Below are 15713 nucleotides of genomic sequence, written 5' to 3'. Positions count from 1 at the left end.
ATCGTAAAATTTTACGCAATTTGGGCAGGTCGGTTTCAGCCTGTTCCCGGTTTTAGGAACCCCTGCCGGGCGCATTAAGCAGAACAAAACGGCCCGTCTCGCACTATCTCCCCGAAAGCAACAAAGCCCGGCGCGTCGAGGTCGAGGGGGACCCGACGAAGCCAGGAAGGGGATGTCAGATGGAGACCGCTGCTCGCTCGCGCGCCTGGCGCGCCATGCTTGTCCTGTGCGGATTGATCCTGTTCGGATCGGCCGCCGAGCTTCGCGCCGGCTCGCTGCTGTCGCCGGGAGCCGGCCTTCTCGTGCGCAAATCCGCCGAGCCGTTCGGCGTGTTCGCCTTCGCGATTTCGTCCGGCAGCCTGCGGCAAAAATGGCTCGCGCTGAAGGACAGGCTCGACGACGACATGGTGCAGCTTGCGCTGTGCGACGGCGACCGCGACAATTGCGCGTCGCCCGCGGCCCTGAAGCTGCTCGCCATCGTCGACCAGGCCCGTGCTCGCGACGGCCGCGCGCGGCTCGGCGAGACCAACCGCGCCATCAACCTTGCCATCCGGGCCGCCAATGACGGCATGGACGACGTCTGGAGCTCACCGCTTGCGACCTTCGCCAGCGGCACCGGCGATTGCGAAGACTACGCCATCGCCAAGCTGGCCGCGCTGCGGCTGGCAGGAATCGCCGCCGAAGACCTCCGCATCGTCGTGGTGCGGGACGCCAGGGCCGGTGAAGAGCATGCGGTTGCCGCAGCAAAGCTCGACGGCCGCTGGCTGATGCTCGACAACCGCCGCATGGCGATGGTCGAGGACGACGCCGCGCGCAGCTATCAACCGCTGTTCACACTCTACCAGTCGGCCGTGCTGAAATATGTCGACGAGCCCGCGCGGTTCTCGATGGCGTCCGGCGCAAATTGACCCTCTTGTAGACCAGACCTCCCCACACAACCCCATTCCACCACGCGATCCCAGACGCTAGCATGGCGCCTTCCATGCGGGGGCGAGGGAATGCGGTTCATCGTGCTGACTGTGATTGCGCTGCTGGCGCTCGCCTCATCCGCGTCAGCGCAGTCCGACCGCTCCATCGCCGACAGGCTGCCGCTGTTCGCCAAGAACAACTGCGCGCAGATCCGCGACCCTGGCAATCAATTGTTCTGCGGAGACGCCGCGCTTGCGGCCGCCGCCGAGACGTTGAGCACCGCGATCGAGGCGCGGCTTGCCCGCCTGCCCGATCGCCTGCCTGCGATCGAAGAGAATGCGATCTGGATCCGCCAGCGCAATCTCGGCTGCGGCATCGTCGGGCAGACCGCGGTCCGCCCCGACGAATTCGACCGGGTGAAGGCCTGCCTGCTCAAGGTGACCGAGGAGCGCGCTGCGATCGTGCGCGATCCCGACTTCGACTGCCTGGCGGCCAACACCGCAGCGGGCGCGCTGATCTGTGCGGACCCGTCGCTGACCCTGGCCGAAGCAGAGCTCAATGGCCTCGTGCTCGGACTGATCGGCAAGCTGGATCCGACCGCGGCGCGCTTTGCCTTTGCTGAATACGGCAGGTGGACCCGCGAGCGCGACCGCAAATGCAATTTGGTCGGCAAGGAGAACGTGCCGCTCGAGGAGCTCGAATCCGCGGAGGACTGTGTTGCGGAGCATTTGAAGCGCAAGACCGACGAAGTGCGCGCGGCGAAGGGAGATGCCAAGAAGGTGTTCGGCCGCCAAGTCGCGGCCCGCATCCCCGACACCGACGCGGTCGACTTCTGCGCCGCACGGATCCATGCGGCCAATTCGTGCGGCAACTTCCTGCGCATCAACCGCGTCTACGCGCTCGACAGCCAGGTGACCGAGCAGGAGGCGCAGGTCACGGGCGAGATCGAAATGGCGGTGCTGGCGCCCTTCACTGTGTGTAGCAAGGTCGCGACCACCTGCACCGGCACCTGCTGGGACGCCAGGACCGGTCGTCCGCAGCCAGGCGCCGCCAACAAGGAACGCTCGGCGGAAGCCTTCAACGTGACGCGCCGCCTCAGGATCCAGCGGACGTTTGCGTTCGTCAAAGCCGCCGACGGCTGGCGCTGCCGCGAGGACGAACTGGCGCCGGTGAATTCGGGGACGGCCGGCGGGGGATCGTAGCACTTACCCTCCCCTGGAGGGGGAGGGCCGGCTCACATGGAGCGCAGCGAAATGTGAGACGGGGTGGGGTGACGAACTCTCGGCTTTGCGGCACTGCCCGTGCTGAGAGATCACCCCACCCCGCTCGCGCTGCGCGCGATCGCCCCTCCCCCACCAGGGGAGGGTGAAAGCGAAGCATCAGAACATCAGATTGTCCTTCACCAGCACCCAGCGGCCGCCCTTGACCTGCTGCACCTGGGTGATGGTGTTCGCGAGGTGGTCGGTCTTGGAGAACTTGGTCGGCGGCGAGTTGAAGATGTCGAGGAATTTTTCACCCGACTCGAGCGCATCAAGCATCTTCTGGCCCGTGAGGTCCTTGCCGGCCTTCTGCGCGTAGAAGGCGAAGGTCATCATCGCATTGTAGCCGATGATCGCCTGCGTGTTGGCGTCGGTGCCGAACATCTTCTTGTAGTTGACGAGCCAGTCCTTGACCTTGCCTTTCGCGGTGTCCTCATAGGGGATCTCGAAGCCGCTCGCGGCGTAGAGGCCTTCGACGGCGTCCTTGCCGAGCATCGGCACTTCCATCACGTTGGTCGGCGTTGCGCCGAGGAAGGTGACGTCCCAACCGAGCTTCTTGGCCTCGGTCATGGCGCCGATGGGTTCACGCAGCACCGCGCCGAGCACGACGAGGTCACAGCCGTCGGACTTCATCTTGGCGACCTGCGCGCTGAAGTCGGAGGCGCCGCGCTTGTAGCTGGTGATCGAAGCCGGCTGCACCTTCATGGCTGTGAGCTGCTGGTTGAAGCCGTCGAGCACGTTTTTGCCGTACTCGTCGTCCTGGTGCATGATGCAGGGCTTCTTGAAGTTCTTCCACTCCATCATGTATTTCAGCGCCGCGCGCGTGCTCTCGACATAGGGCAGCAAATTGTTGAACTTGAGCCGCTCCTGCGGCTTGGCCGGATCGAACTTGAAGGTGAACTCGGCGGCCGTCAGCGGAAAGAGCTGAAGCACGCCGGCGTCGAGCAGGATGTCCTGCGCGGCGAGCACGGTGGGCGATCCCATCGCCCCGACCATCGCGAAGATCTTGTCGCGCTCGATCAGTTTTTGCGACGCCAGCACGGCCTTTTTCGGATCGTAGCCGCTGTCCTCCACGACGAGGCGGATCTTGCGGCCGTTGACGCCGCCGGCCGCGTTGATCTCCTCGGTCGCCATCTTCATGCCGTTGGAGACCGGAACGCCCCAGCCCTTGATCGGGCCCGAGAGATCCTGATGCGTACCGATGACGATCTCGCTTGCCGAGATGCCCTCGTTGGTGACCTTGGTTTGCGCCGCGGCCGGCAGACAGGTGAGCACCACGGCACTCACAGCAAGGCCGAACGCGCTGAACGATTTCGACATTGACGTCTCCTCTCCTAAAGGCCCGTGTTACGCGGAGGGCGGGGGCCGTCGCTCCTTCGCTTTCTCAGACGTGACTTTTCTTCAGCGCATGCCCCTTCTCGGAAAACCGGTTTCCACTCTTCCGGGGCATGCGCATGCCTCACGCCACCGCGCGTTGGCGATACATCGCTTCGATCTCGGCGGCGTAGCGCTTGTTCACGAAGCCGCGCTTCAATTTCATGGTCGGCGTCAGCTCCTCGTCCTCCGGCGTGAGCTGGCGCTCGATCAGGTAGAACTTCTTGATGGTCTCGACGCGGGCGAAATTGCCGTTGACCTGCTCGATCTCGCGACCGATCAGATCCTGAATCTCCGTCGCCCGACACAGGCTCGCATAATTGGTGAAGGGAATGTCGTGATCCTGGGCGAACTTCTCGACATTCTCCTGGTCGATCATCACGAGGCAGGTCAAATACGGCCGCTTGTCACCGATCACGACGGCATCCGAGATGTAGGGCGAGAATTTGAGCTGGTTCTCGATCTCGGACGGCGTGATGTTCTTGCCGCCGGAAGTGATGATGATGTCCTTCATCCGGTCGGTGATCCGAACGAAGCCCTCGTTGTCGATGGTGCCGACGTCTCCGGTGTGCAGCCAGCCGCGCTGATCGATCGCCTCCGCCGTCTTCTCCGGCTGGTTGAGATAGCCCATGAACAGGAAGTCGCCCTTGATCAGGATCTCTCCTTCGGGCGACAGCGCGACCTCGCCCCAGGACACCGCGGTACCGACCGAGCCGAGCTTGATCCGCTCCGCCGGCATCATGGTGGCCACGCCGCAATTCTCGGTCTGGCCGTAGAGCTCGTGCATGTCGATGCCGAGCGCGAGATACCAGCGGATCAGTTCCGGCGCGATCGGCGCCGCGCCGGTGAAGGCGACGCGGCAGCGATCGAGCCCGATCATGCGGCGGATGTTGCGGAATGCGACCCGGTAGGCGACGCGGCTTGCGAGCCGCAGCGACAGCGGCGGCGCCTTGCCCTCGAGCCTGTAGTCGACCATGCGGTAGCCGATGCCGATGGCGCGGCGATAGACCCATTGCTGGAGCGGCGTCGCATCCTTCAGCGCGATGGTGACGGCGGAATAAAATTTCTCCCAGATGCGCGGCACCGCCAGGAAGACGGTCGGCTGCACCTCGCGCAGATTGTCCGGCACGGTCTCCGGGCTCTCGGCGAAATTCATCACCGAGCCGAGCGCGACCGAGATGTAGTAGCCGCCGATGCGTTCGGCGACGTGGCAGAGCGGCAGAAAGATCAGGCGGGCGTCGTCCTCTCGCGCCGGGATGAAGTCATTGGCATGCCGCATCTGGTGCGTGACGCTGCGGTTGGCGTGCATCGCGCCCTTGGGCGGGCCGGTCGTGCCGGACGTATAAACGAGGATGGCGAGATCGCCGGCGCTGCGGCTGTCGATCATCTCCTGCCACAGCGCCTCGCGCCCGACCATGTGATTGCGGCCGAGCGCGCGAAACTCGTCGAGCGACATCACCATGTCGTCGGAGAAGCCGCTGAGCCCCTCCATGTCGAACACGATGATCTTCTGCAGGCTCGCACAGCGGGCGCGGCAGGCGAGGATCTTGTCGAGCTGCTCCTCGTCCTCGGCGAAAATCACCCTGGTTCGGGAATCGTTGACGAGATATTCGACCTGGGACGACGCGTCGGTCGGGTAGATGCCCGAGGAGACGCCGCCGGCGCACAGGATGCCCATGTCGGCATGGACCCATTCCGGGACGGCGTTGGCGATGATGGAGGCGACGTCGCCGGGCCGGAAGCCGATCGCATTGAGCCCGTAGGCGATCTCCTTGGAGATCTCCAGCCATTCGCGCCAGCTCGTCGGCTGCCAGATCCCGAATTTCTTCTCGCGGATCGCCGGCCGATCGCCGCGCGTCTCCGCAGCGCGCAGAAAGCTCTTTGCGATCGTATCAGCGACCGTCAGCACCGCCGGTCGGGCCATGCGCCTCTCCTCCCTGTCGCCTGCCTCCGCTGCCTGCCTTGCCGGCGGTCTATGTCGCGGATGGCAAGCTCATCTTACTGCCAGCTTGTCCTCACCGCCATGTCTTCTTCTTTTTCCAGCGCCGCTCGCCGCGGGCGCCCGCTTCCTTGGCGCCAAGGTAGAACTCCTGGATGTCCTGGGAATGCATCAAGCGGTCGCAGCTGTCGTTCATCACGATGCGGCCGATCTCCAGCACATAGCCGTAATGCGCCGTCTCCAGCGCCACCTTGGCGTTTTGCTCGACCAGCAGGATCGACATGCCCTGCTCCTCGTTGACGCGCCGGATGATGGTGAAGATCTCCTTCACCAGCAGCGGCGACAGGCCGAGCGAGGGCTCGTCGAGCAATAGCAGCGTCGGCCGGTTCATCAGCGCGCGTCCGATCGCGAGCATCTGCTGCTCGCCGCCCGAGAGCTGCCCGGCCGGCTGGTTGATGCGCTCCTTCAGGCGCGGGAAATAGCCGTAGACGCGCTCTAAATCGTCAGCGACGCCGTCGCGGTCCTTGCGCGGATAGGCCCCCATCATCAGGTTCTCGCGCACAGACAGGAACGGGAACACCTCGCGCCCCTCCGGCACATGGCTGAGGCCGAGCCGCACGATCCGGTCGGCCTCCATGCGCTGGATCGGCTTGCCCAGGAATTCGATCGCGCCCTTCTGCGGATCGAGGATGCCGGAGATGGTCTTCAGGACCGTGGTCTTGCCGGCGCCATTGGCCCCCAGCAGCGTGACGATGCGGCCGCGCGGCACTTCCAGCGAGATGCCGCGGATCGCCATGATCGGTCCGTAATAGCTCTCGATGTTGGAGAGCTTCAGGATGATATCGGGTGTCACCGCGGCATCCATGGGTCAGGCTCCAAGATACGCGGCGACGACGTCGGGGTGCTGCTGAACCTCGGCAGGCGAGCCCATCGCCAGCACGCGGCCGTAGTTCAGTGCGATGACGCGATCGGAGACCCGATTGACCAGCGACATGTCGTGCTCGACCATCAGCACGGTGATGCCGAGCTCGCTCTTCATGTCCCGGATCCAGAACGACATGTCGTCGGTCTCCTCGACATTGAGGCCGGATGACGGCTCGTCGAGCAGGATCAGCTTCGGCTCCGAGCACAGCGCGCGGGCCAGCTCGATCACCTTGCGGACACCATAGGGCAGGCCGGAGATCAGCTTGTCGCGATAAGGTTCGAGATCGAGGAATTCGATGACCTGCTCGACCCTGCGGCGGTGCAGCTTCTCGTTGGCCCGCACGCTCGGCAGGAACAGCAGCTCCTGCCAGAGCTGCGTGCTCGAGTGCCGGTGGCGGCCGACCAGGAGGTTGGAGAGCACGGTCGCGTTCTCGAACAGCTCGATGTTCTGGAAAGTGCGGGCGATGCCGAGCTTGGCGATGTCGTAGGGCGGCTCCTCCGTGATGTCCAGGTCCTCGAAGAAGATCCGGCCCGAGGTCGGCCGGTAGATCCGCGAGATCAAATTGAAGATCGAGCTCTTGCCGGCGCCGTTGGGCCCGATGATCGAGAGGATCTCGCCCTTCTCGACCGCGAAGGACACCGCATCGACGGCCTTGAGGCCCCCGAAATGCAGCGACAGGTTTTCGGCGCGGAAATAGCTCATCGGTTCCGCTCCGACTTCACATAGATCTTCTGCCGCTTGAAGGTGGCGCGCTTGTAGAGCGGGAACAGCTGGAAGAAGAGCTTGATCTTCAGCCAGCGGCCGTAGAGGCCGAGCGGCTCGAACAGCACGAACAGCACGATGATGATGCCGTAGATCGCGCCCTTCAGGCCGTTGAGCGAGGCGAAGGCCGCGACGTTCGACTTGATATTTCCCGCGATCGCCGGGCCGGCGCCAAGCGTCGCCGCAATGCCGGAGATCATGCCGGGCATGTCGTCCTTGAGGTAGGTGAGGAACGGATCGATCATCACGATGAAGATCGCGCCCAGCACCGCACCGTGCAGGCTGAAGGTGCCGCCGATCAGGATCACGATGATGAACTCGATCGAGAGCTGCAGCGTGAACATCTCCGGCGAGATGAAGGAGAGCTTATGGGCGAACAGCACGCCGGCAAAGCCGGTGATCGCCGCCGAGATCGCAAAGGACTTCACCTTGTAGAGCGCGACGTTGACGCCCATGCTGCGCGCCGCCGTCTCGCTGTCGCGGATCGCGACGAAGGCGCGCCCTGTCGGCGAGCGCAGCAGATTGAGCGTGCCGACGATGGTCAGCACCAGCACGGCAAGGCAGAGGAAATAGAAGGCCGGGCTGTCGCGCGGCACCGTGACGCCGAGCAGCGACAACGTCTTGACCCGCATGCCCTCGTTGCCGTTGGTGACGCTTTCCCAGCGCGCCAGGATCTCCTCGACGATCAGGGCGAAGGAGATCGTGGCGATGACGAGGTAGATGCCAGTGAGGCGCAGCGCGGGAAAGCCGACCATCGCGCCGATGATGCCGGTCAGGCCGCCGGCGGCGAGGAAGTAGACCGGGAACGGCACGTTGTATTTCTGCAAATAGGCGGCGGTGTAGGCGCCGATGGCGAGGAACGCGGCGTGGCCGAGCGAGGCCTGGCCGGTGAAGCCGGTGAGGATCAGGAGCGCCACGCCGACGGTCGCATAGATGCAGACGAAGACGAGCTGGCTCATCAGATAGCTGGAGAGCACATAGGGTGCGATCAGCAGCAACGCGAGCAGGATGCCGTAGGAGACGAAGTAGCCCGAATGCGGGAACAGCTTGATGTCGTCCTCATAGTCGGTCTTGAACAGGAAGCGCATGGCGTTCAGACCTTCTTGCGGACGTGGTGGCCGAACAGGCCTTCGGGCTTCAAGAGCAGCACCGCGAGCAGCACGAGATAGGGCGCGACGTCCTTCCAGCCTTCGGGCAGGTAGAAGCCGGCCATGCTCTCGATCACGCCGATCAGGACGCCGCCGACCACCGCACCCGGAATCGAACCGAAGCCGCCGAGCACCGCGGCCGGAAACGCCTTCAGGCCGAGCACGAGGCCGACATTGGAATGGATGAAGGTGATCGGCGCCAGCAGCACGCCGGCGCAGGTCGCGACCGCCGCGCTGATCGCCCAGACGATCGACACCACGCGCTTCACCGGAATGCCCATGTAATAGGCGGCGAGCATGTTCTCGGAGCTGGCGCGCATCGCGGTGCCGAGCGTGGTCTTGTTGAAGAACAGCCAGAGCAGCGTGCACAGGATCATCGTCGCCGCGATCACCGACAGCTTGTCGTAGGCGAGCACCAGCGAGCCGATGCGCAGCACGCCCTGGCTGAACGGCGTCTCGATCTTCAGATCATCGGTGCCCCAGATCATGCCGGCGATCGAGCGCAGGAAATAGCCGAGGCCGATGGTCGCCATGATGATGGAGAATTGCGGATAGCCGAGGATCGGCCGCACCACCACGCGCTCCGCCAGCATGCCGAACAGCGCCATCGCGGCCACCGCACCGGCAAAGCCAATCCAGTAGTTCAGGCCCATCATGCCGATGAAGGTGAAGGCGAAGAAGCCACCGAGCATCATCAGATCGCCCTGGGCGAAATTGACGACCTCGGTGGCCTTGTAGACGAGCACGAAGCCGAGCGCGATCAGGCCGTAGACGCAGCCGAGCGCAACACCGCTGACCAGCTGCTGAACGAAATCCAGCATTGACGCGCGTCCTCCCGATACAACCGGCGGTTCTTCCCGACCGCCTTGCCGTATCTTGTGTCCAGTCGCTACGCAGTCGTTTCGCTGCGTTAGCGCCATTTGTCCGGAACCAATTCAGCCTGAACCACTCAGCGCTGTCAACAAACGGTGACTTGCCTTTAGTCCAATCCGGATGACGGAATTTGCTGCAGCGCGATTCACCGCGCCGAAACATCTTCGGGTCATGGTCCAAGCGATGCAAAACCGGATGGTGTGGCCGTCATGAAGCCGGACAGCTCGGCGCTGGAAGTTAAGGGGTTAACGAAGCGTTTTGACCGTTTGGCGGTCGATAGCCTCGATCTCACCATCCACGCCGGCGAATTCTATGCGCTGGTCGGCCCCAACGGCGCCGGCAAGACCACGACTTTGCGCATGGTGGCGGGCCTGCTGCGCCCCGATGCCGGCGCGGTCTCGATCTTCGGCATCGATGCGCTCCAAAACCCCGTCGCCGCCAAGCAGGTGATGGCGTGGGTCTCCGACGAACCGATGATCTACGACAAGCTGACCCCGCTCGAATACCTCGAATTCGTCGCCGGCCTCTGGGGCATCGCGCCGTCGGTCTCCGAGCCGATCGCGCAGGACCTGCTGGATTCGCTCGGCCTCGCGCCGCACCGGCACGAGCGCTGCGAGGGCTTTTCCAAGGGCATGCGCCAGAAGGTGGCGCTGGCCGGCGCGCTGGTGCACGACCCCCGCCTCATCATCCTCGACGAGCCGCTGACCGGGCTCGATGCCGTCTCGGCCCGCCATGTGAAGGGCCTGCTCAGCGAGCGTGTCCGCGCCGGCTGCACCGTCATCATGACCACGCATATTCTCGAAGTGGCCGAGCGCATGGCCGACCGCATCGGCGTGATCGCCTCGGGCCGCCTCGTCGCCGAGGGCACGCTGAGCGAGCTGCGCCAGCAGAACGGCGATGCCGACACCAGCCTGGAGGATCTCTTCATCGCGCTGGTGACGCTTCCGGAAGCCGCATGAGCTCGGCGACCGCGCTCTCCTGGTTTGCCCGCCACGAGCTACGGCTCGCCTGGCGCGAATGGTTCGCCATGATGACCGGCGGACGGCGCAAGCGGACGCGCGCCGCTGTCATCGGCCTCGTCTGCTTCGCTGCGCTGCTGCACCTGCCGGCCTGGGCGGTGATCGGCCGTTTCGCCGATCTGCAACTGCCGCTCGACAAATCCTCGCTGATCGTGATCTCGGCGACGATCTTCCTCGCCTGGACCCTGATGCTGTCGCAGGCGATCGAATCGGTGACGCGGGTGTTCTACGCCCGCGCCGATCTCGACCTGATCATGTCCTCGCCGGCAACGCTCGCCAATCTGTTCTCGGTCCGCATCGCCGCGATCGCGCTGACCGTCACGGTGATGGCGCTGCTGTTCTCGACGCCCTTCATCGACGTGCTCGTGATCGGCGGCGGGCCGCGCTGGCTCGCTTCATTCGGCGTCGTGGTCGCGATGGGCCTGTCGGCCGCGGCGATCGCCATCGCCGTCACCATCCTGTTGTTCCGCCTGATCGGCCCGGCGCGGACGCGCCTGATCGCCCAGATCCTCGCCGCGATCATCGGCGCCGGCTTCGTGATCGCGCTCCAGGTCGCCGCGATCATGTCCTACGGCACGCTGTCGCGCTTCACCATCCTGACCTCCGGTAGCCTGGCCGCTCACGCGCCCGACGTCGACAGCATCTGGTGGTGGCCGGCGCGGGCGGTGATGGGCGACAGCGAGGCGTTGCTGCTGCTCCTGGCGCTCGCTTTGGTGCTGCTCGGCAGCGTCATGGCGATGTTCTCTCACCGCTTTGCCGACACGGCGATCGATGCCGCGGCCTACGGCACATCGGGCGGCCGGCGCGCCAAGGAGCGGCCGTTCCGCGCCGGCTCGCGGCAACAGGCGCTGCGTCGCAAGGAATTTGCGCTGCTCTGGCGCGATCCCTGGCTGATCTCACAGACCCTGATGCAATTGCTCTATCTGGTGCCGCCGGCGCTGCTGCTCTGGCGCAATTTTGCCGACAGCTCCGCGGCGCTCACGCTGATCACGCCCGTCATCGTGATGGCGGCCGGGCAGCTCGCCGGGGGACTTGCCTGGCTGACGATCTCGGGCGAGGACGCCCCCGACCTCGTCGCGACGGCGCCCTTGACGCCCTCCAACGTCACCCGCGCCAAGATCGAGGTGGTGCTGATCGCGATCGCCGTGATCTTCTGCCCGCTGATCGCCGCACTCGCTTTCGCCTCGCCTTACCAGGCCGCAATCAGTGCCGGCGCGGTCATTACCAGCGCGGCCTCCGCGACCGCGATCCAGCTCTGGTTCCGGGTGCAGGCCCGGCGCAGCCAATTCCGCCGCCGCCAGACCTCGTCGCGGCTGGCGACCATTGCTGAAGCCTTCTCCTCGATCGGTTGGGCCGCGAGTGCAGCGCTGCTGCTCGCTTTGCCTCTGGCAGGCCTGATCAGCGGCCTGATCACCGCCGGCCTCGTCGCGGTCACCTGGAAGTTCAGCCCAAGACGCGAATAGAGGGCGGGAGCGACAGGTGCGACACTGACGCGCTGTTGATCGCTGGCAGTTGGCCACATGCAGCATTGCACGCTAGACTTTCCCCGAGGCGTCATCGGGGACGGAATTCATGTGGCGACTGGTTTCGGCGACTCTGGCGCTGTTCGGCGCAGTTCTCTCACCTGCCCTCGCCCAGCAGCAACCACAGCGCAGCGAATGCCTGGCGATGGCCAACGCGACCCCGCGGGCCATGCCGGTCGCGTTCCGGCAGGCCGCCGGCACCGCCGAGGTCGAGATCACCTATGCCGGCCACTCCACCTATTTCATCGACACGCCCGGGGGCTTGCGCATCGCGACCGATTACAGCGGCGCCTATCAGGTGGGACGGCTGCCCGACGTCGTGACCATGAACCGGGCCCACAGCACCCACTACTCGCTGTTTCCCGACAAGCGCATTCCTCACGTGCTGCATGGCTGGGGCGAGGACGGCAAGCCGGCGCTCGTGTCGGAGCGCATCAGCGACACCTTCATCCGCAACGTCACGACCGACATCCGCCGCTATTTCGGCGACGATGCCGGCACCGACATGATCCGCGACGGCAATTCGATCTTCATCTTCGAGGTCGCCGGCCTCTGCATCGGCCATCTCGGCCACCTCCATCACAAGCTCGACGACAGCCATTTCGCCCAGATCGGACGGCTCGATATCGTGATGGTGCCGATCGACGGCACCTACACCATGTCGCTGGACGGCATCTCCGACATCACCAGGCGGCTGCGCGCCTCGGTGGTGCTGCCGATGCACCGCTTCGCCACCCCGCTCGACGACTTCATGCGCCGGATTGGCCAGCAATTCGAGATCGACCGCCGCTCCGGGCGGTCCTTCCGGATGTCGCGGGATGCGTTGCCCTCGAAGCCGACGGTGATCATCCTCGACGGGGTCTGAGGCGCAATTTTCTCCAAGCCGGTCGCCGGCCGAAAGTGCTGATTTCCTCTCAACAGGAGATCGACATGACCGACTTTGCCAAACTCTTGCACGCGGACGGACCGAATCCCGAGCACACGGCGGCGCTGCAGCTTTACGGCCGCTTTGTCGGCGACTGGGATGCCGAGATCACCGCCCATGGATCCGACGGCGCAAAACACACCGCAATCGGCGAGATCCATTTCGGCTGGGTGCTGGAGGGCCGTGCCGTCCAGGACGTCTGGATCATTCCCCGCCCCGCGGGCTCTCAAGCGTTTCCGATCGCCGGCAACTGGTACGGCACGACGCTGCGTGTCTACGATCCGACCATCGACGCGTGGCGGATTTCCTGGTTCGATCCCGGCCGCAGCGTCTTCCGCCAGCAGATCGGCCGTTCGCGCGGGCAGGACATCGTACAGGAAGGCACCACCGAAGCCGGCGAACTGACGCGCTGGAGCTTTACGGAGATCACCAAGGACGCCTTCCATTGGCTCGGCGAGGTCAAAACGGCCAATGCAGCCAATTGGCGACTGGTCGTCGACGTGAGGGCCAAGCGGCGCAAGAGCTGACGACAGCGCCGCATTGCCCGTGGCGACGGGTGCGGTTGCGCAGCGCGCGCTGCTGCGTGGCGAGACGAGATGATAGGCTCCCGGCACAATAACATGAGGGAGCGAACGCCGATGGCTGCAAGGGGGTTGCCCGCCAACACGAGCGGGTTGTTCGTCGAACCGCGCGAGGACTGGCTTGCGCTGCATCGGGAGGAGATCATCGATCCCGCGCGGCCGATCGTCGATCCCCATCACCATCTCTGGAATCGCGGGCACCGCTATCTCATCGAGGAGATGGCTGATGACATCGCCTCCGGCCACAACATCATCGCGACCGTCTATGTCGATTGCCGCTCGATGTATCGCGCCCACGGACCGGAGGCATTCCGGCCCGTCGGCGAGGTCGAGTTCGCCAACGGGGTCGCGGCGATGAGCGCGAGCGGCGCTTACGGCAAGGCCGCGATCTGCGCCGGCATCGTCAGCCACGCCAATCTGCTGCTCGGCGACGCCGCAAAACCGGTGCTGGAGGCCGAGATCGCGGCCGGCAACGGCCGCTTCCGCGGCATCCGGCATTCCTCGGCCTGGGACGAAGATCCTGCTGTCGCCGGCATGTATGCGAACAGGCCGAAGGGGCTGTTGCAGGACCCGGCCTTTCGCAAAGGCTTTGCCTGCCTCGCGCCGTTGAACCTCAGCTTCGACGCCTGGCTATTCCATCCGCAGATCGGTGAGCTCACCGCGCTGGCACGAGCCTTCCCCGACACCAGGATCGTGCTCGACCATTGCGGCGGCCCGGCCGGGACAGGTCGCTTCGCGGGACGGCGCGAGGAGGTGTTCGCGCAATGGCGTGCGTCGATCCGGGAGATCGCGAAATGCGAGAACGTGGTGGTCAAGCTCGGCGGGCTCGCAATGTGCCTGCTCGGCTACGACTTCCATTTGCGCGAGAGGCCCCCGACATCCGAGGAGCTCGCCGCGGCCTGGCGGCCCTATGTCGAGACCTGCATCGAGGCGTTCGGCGTCAAGCGCGCGATGTTCGAGAGCAATTTCCCGCCGGACAAGGGTCAGTGCAGCTACCAGGTGATCTTCAACGCTTTCAAGCGTATCGCCGCACCGCTGAGCGAGGACGAGAAGACGGCCCTGTTCTCGCAGACTGCAACCGAAGTCTACCGGCTCGAGTTGCCGTCATGACGAGAAGAGGGGCCGGGATGTTATCCCGCCCCCTCTTCGTCGTGGCCGCTGGGAAGCGTCCTTGAAACCTGATTGGTAGCCCTAGCCTGCGCCCATCAGCGAGGCCGGGCGGCGCTCGCCGGTGGCGGTGAAGATCTTCTTGAGCTTGTTCACCACCCGGATCAGGAAGCCGATCATCACGGGATTGGTCTTGCGGCAGAAGGCGATCTTCTTGACGTAGCCTTCGACATGCCATTTGGCATGCGCGCCGTCGCGGAAGAAGATGACATCACCGGGGCCGTAGCGCTTCGGCGGCATGCCGTCGCTTTCGAGCACGATCGATCCTTCCATGATCATGATCGTCTCATCAATATCGTAGTACCAGTTGAAGCGCCCTTCGGTGCAGTGCCAGATGATGGTCGAGGCGGTGCCGTCGGCGCTGGTGGACAGGATGTGCGAGCGCGACACCGGGTTGCCCTCGATGATCCAGGACGGCTCGATCGGCCGCAGCTCGAGGTCGACATTGCAACTACCGATTTCAATCAATGAGCGCGACATCTTCTTCCCCAGGGGATATAATAAGTATGGCCGGGTCTCGGCCCGGATTGTTTCGAAAGAAGTTGGAACGCTAGTCATCGGTTTTTAATTCTTTCTTACGCAGGCCTCGAAAATCAGCCGGAAGTTGCAGCCGCAACGCGGTTAACGCCGCGATTTCCCTGCAAATTCGCGCACATGAACCGGTCCCTTTTGGGGTGCGACAAAGTGCGCGGAAGCACCAAAACGGAGCCACTCCGATGCCCCTCACGCCCGAGGTTGTGACAGCCAATCGCGCGGTCGTCGCCCGGCTCGCCAGCCTCGACGTTTCCTTCGTGCTGGACGAGGAGCCCTGGTTCACCATCGACGGCATCGACACCCCCCGGCAGATCGGCAGTGACGGCTCCGGGGGCGCGCTCGTGCTTCTGCCGTCGCAGACTGTGCTCTACGTGTCGTCGGAGGGCCGCGCGGGAATTATCGCGGACAGTTTCGAAGCATTCGTCCAGCTCGTCGTCGCCCGCCCCTATTGGCTCGACATCCTCAAATTTTCCGCCGGCGGTGACCTCCAGGAGATGCGGCGCGCGGCGGAGGCACTTGAGGCGACGCTCGACGACGAGGACGAGATCAACGAGGCCCGTGAGGAGATCCGCAAGAACCTCGAGTTCAGCGAGGCGGACGATCCCGTCGGCGCGCTCTACGAGGCAATCGCTGCGTCCGACGCCATCGTGCGGGCCACCGACGGCAGCCCGTTCACGACGCTGTTCAACCGTTTCAGCATCGACAACAATCCAATGCTGCGCAACGCGGCAGAGTGAGAGGTAGCGAGACTGTCGCGAAGACCTCCACCTCTCCC

At 64.6% G+C, this 15713-nt stretch carries 15 protein-coding genes; 8 read left to right on the top strand and 7 right to left on the bottom strand.

Annotated elements, in window-relative coordinates:
* Positions 1–179: 179 nt before the first annotated feature.
* Both RPS27_RS05310 and RPS27_RS05305 read left to right on the top strand, forming a co-directional pair.
* A complete protein-coding gene (locus RPS27_RS05310) occupies positions 180–908 on the top strand; it encodes a transglutaminase-like cysteine peptidase (RefSeq protein WP_212067796.1) in 729 nt (242 codons plus the stop codon).
* 90 nt (positions 909–998) lie between these two features.
* On the top strand, positions 999–2111 hold the full coding sequence (locus RPS27_RS05305; protein ID WP_212067795.1) for a lysozyme inhibitor LprI family protein: 1113 nt from the start codon (positions 999–1001) through the stop codon (positions 2109–2111).
* A gap of 177 nt (positions 2112–2288) precedes the next feature.
* Here RPS27_RS05305 and RPS27_RS05300 read toward each other — a convergent pair whose 3' ends face one another.
* The 6 genes from RPS27_RS05300 to RPS27_RS05275 all read right to left on the bottom strand — a co-directional run bounded on the left by RPS27_RS05300 (position 2289) and on the right by RPS27_RS05275 (position 9137).
* Positions 2289–3488, bottom strand: a complete 1200-nt coding sequence (locus tag RPS27_RS05300) for an ABC transporter substrate-binding protein (RefSeq protein WP_212067794.1) — start codon at positions 3486–3488, stop codon at positions 2289–2291.
* Positions 3489–3627: 139 nt separating this feature from the next.
* Positions 3628–5466, bottom strand: a complete 1839-nt coding sequence (locus tag RPS27_RS05295; protein WP_212067793.1) for an AMP-dependent synthetase/ligase — start codon at positions 5464–5466, stop codon at positions 3628–3630.
* 91 nt (positions 5467–5557) lie between these two features.
* On the bottom strand, positions 5558–6346 hold the full coding sequence (locus tag RPS27_RS05290; protein WP_212067792.1) for an ABC transporter ATP-binding protein: 789 nt from the start codon (positions 6344–6346) through the stop codon (positions 5558–5560).
* A gap of 3 nt (positions 6347–6349) precedes the next feature.
* Complete coding sequence (locus tag RPS27_RS05285) at positions 6350–7108, bottom strand: ABC transporter ATP-binding protein (protein WP_212067791.1); 759 nt, start codon at positions 7106–7108, stop codon at positions 6350–6352.
* Positions 7105–8256, bottom strand: coding sequence for a branched-chain amino acid ABC transporter permease (locus tag RPS27_RS05280; protein WP_194404599.1), 1152 nt, complete (start codon positions 8254–8256; stop codon positions 7105–7107). Before RPS27_RS05280 ends, RPS27_RS05285 begins: the two co-directional genes overlap by 4 nt.
* A gap of 5 nt (positions 8257–8261) precedes the next feature.
* Positions 8262–9137, bottom strand: a complete 876-nt coding sequence (locus RPS27_RS05275) for a branched-chain amino acid ABC transporter permease (protein WP_194404600.1) — start codon at positions 9135–9137, stop codon at positions 8262–8264.
* 261 nt (positions 9138–9398) lie between these two features.
* Here RPS27_RS05275 and RPS27_RS05270 point away from each other — a divergent pair, with 261 nt between their 5' ends.
* From RPS27_RS05270 to RPS27_RS05250, 5 genes are all read left to right on the top strand, one after another.
* A complete protein-coding gene (locus tag RPS27_RS05270; RefSeq protein WP_212067790.1) occupies positions 9399–10148 on the top strand; it encodes an ABC transporter ATP-binding protein in 750 nt (249 codons plus the stop codon).
* On the top strand, positions 10145–11671 hold the full coding sequence (locus RPS27_RS05265; RefSeq protein WP_212067789.1) for a permease: 1527 nt from the start codon (positions 10145–10147) through the stop codon (positions 11669–11671). The genes RPS27_RS05270 and RPS27_RS05265 overlap by 4 nt, the downstream gene beginning before the upstream one ends.
* Before the next feature lie 109 nt (positions 11672–11780).
* Complete coding sequence (locus RPS27_RS05260) at positions 11781–12596, top strand: MBL fold metallo-hydrolase (RefSeq protein ID WP_211415756.1); 816 nt, start codon at positions 11781–11783, stop codon at positions 12594–12596.
* Between the two features lie 65 nt (positions 12597–12661).
* Positions 12662–13183 carry a hypothetical protein gene (locus RPS27_RS05255; protein WP_211415755.1) on the top strand — a complete coding sequence of 174 codons (522 nt, stop codon included), beginning with the start codon at positions 12662–12664 and terminating at the stop codon, positions 13181–13183.
* A 111-nt stretch (positions 13184–13294) separates the two neighbouring features.
* A complete protein-coding gene (locus tag RPS27_RS05250; RefSeq protein ID WP_212067788.1) occupies positions 13295–14347 on the top strand; it encodes an amidohydrolase in 1053 nt (350 codons plus the stop codon).
* Between the two features lie 81 nt (positions 14348–14428).
* Here RPS27_RS05250 and RPS27_RS05245 read toward each other — a convergent pair whose 3' ends face one another.
* On the bottom strand, positions 14429–14884 hold the full coding sequence (locus tag RPS27_RS05245) for a cupin domain-containing protein (protein ID WP_194404606.1): 456 nt from the start codon (positions 14882–14884) through the stop codon (positions 14429–14431).
* 236 nt (positions 14885–15120) lie between these two features.
* Between RPS27_RS05245 and RPS27_RS05240 the strand changes: the two genes are divergently transcribed.
* Entirely contained in the window at positions 15121–15675 is a 555-nt protein-coding gene (locus RPS27_RS05240) for a hypothetical protein (RefSeq protein WP_211415754.1), read from the top strand.
* The last annotated feature ends 38 nt before the right edge of the window (positions 15676–15713 follow it).

Source organism: Bradyrhizobium sp. WYCCWR 12699 (assembly GCF_032144035.1).
Taxonomy (GTDB): Bacteria; Pseudomonadota; Alphaproteobacteria; order Rhizobiales; family Xanthobacteraceae; genus Bradyrhizobium.
This window is presented reverse-complemented; position numbering and strand designations above follow the sequence as displayed.

What these genes read in the sequence shown, in the direction of transcription:
- RPS27_RS05310 (WP_212067796.1), top strand. Translation starts at nt 180, where the DNA reads ATGGAGACCGCTGCTCGCTCGCGCGCCTGGCGCGCCATGCTTGTCCTG.
- RPS27_RS05305 (WP_212067795.1), top strand. Translation starts at nt 999, where the DNA reads ATGCGGTTCATCGTGCTGACTGTGATTGCGCTGCTGGCGCTCGCCTCA.
- RPS27_RS05300 (WP_212067794.1), bottom strand. Translation starts at nt 3,488, where the DNA reads ATGTCGAAATCGTTCAGCGCGTTCGGCCTTGCTGTGAGTGCCGTGGTG.
- RPS27_RS05295 (WP_212067793.1), bottom strand. Translation starts at nt 5,466, where the DNA reads ATGGCCCGACCGGCGGTGCTGACGGTCGCTGATACGATCGCAAAGAGC.
- RPS27_RS05290 (WP_212067792.1), bottom strand. Translation starts at nt 6,346, where the DNA reads ATGGATGCCGCGGTGACACCCGATATCATCCTGAAGCTCTCCAACATC.
- RPS27_RS05285 (WP_212067791.1), bottom strand. Translation starts at nt 7,108, where the DNA reads ATGAGCTATTTCCGCGCCGAAAACCTGTCGCTGCATTTCGGGGGCCTC.
- RPS27_RS05280 (WP_194404599.1), bottom strand. Translation starts at nt 8,256, where the DNA reads ATGCGCTTCCTGTTCAAGACCGACTATGAGGACGACATCAAGCTGTTC.
- RPS27_RS05275 (WP_194404600.1), bottom strand. Translation starts at nt 9,137, where the DNA reads ATGCTGGATTTCGTTCAGCAGCTGGTCAGCGGTGTTGCGCTCGGCTGC.
- RPS27_RS05270 (WP_212067790.1), top strand. Translation starts at nt 9,399, where the DNA reads ATGAAGCCGGACAGCTCGGCGCTGGAAGTTAAGGGGTTAACGAAGCGT.
- RPS27_RS05265 (WP_212067789.1), top strand. Translation starts at nt 10,145, where the DNA reads ATGAGCTCGGCGACCGCGCTCTCCTGGTTTGCCCGCCACGAGCTACGG.
- RPS27_RS05260 (WP_211415756.1), top strand. Translation starts at nt 11,781, where the DNA reads ATGTGGCGACTGGTTTCGGCGACTCTGGCGCTGTTCGGCGCAGTTCTC.
- RPS27_RS05255 (WP_211415755.1), top strand. Translation starts at nt 12,662, where the DNA reads ATGACCGACTTTGCCAAACTCTTGCACGCGGACGGACCGAATCCCGAG.
- RPS27_RS05250 (WP_212067788.1), top strand. Translation starts at nt 13,295, where the DNA reads ATGGCTGCAAGGGGGTTGCCCGCCAACACGAGCGGGTTGTTCGTCGAA.
- RPS27_RS05245 (WP_194404606.1), bottom strand. Translation starts at nt 14,884, where the DNA reads ATGTCGCGCTCATTGATTGAAATCGGTAGTTGCAATGTCGACCTCGAG.
- RPS27_RS05240 (WP_211415754.1), top strand. Translation starts at nt 15,121, where the DNA reads ATGCCCCTCACGCCCGAGGTTGTGACAGCCAATCGCGCGGTCGTCGCC.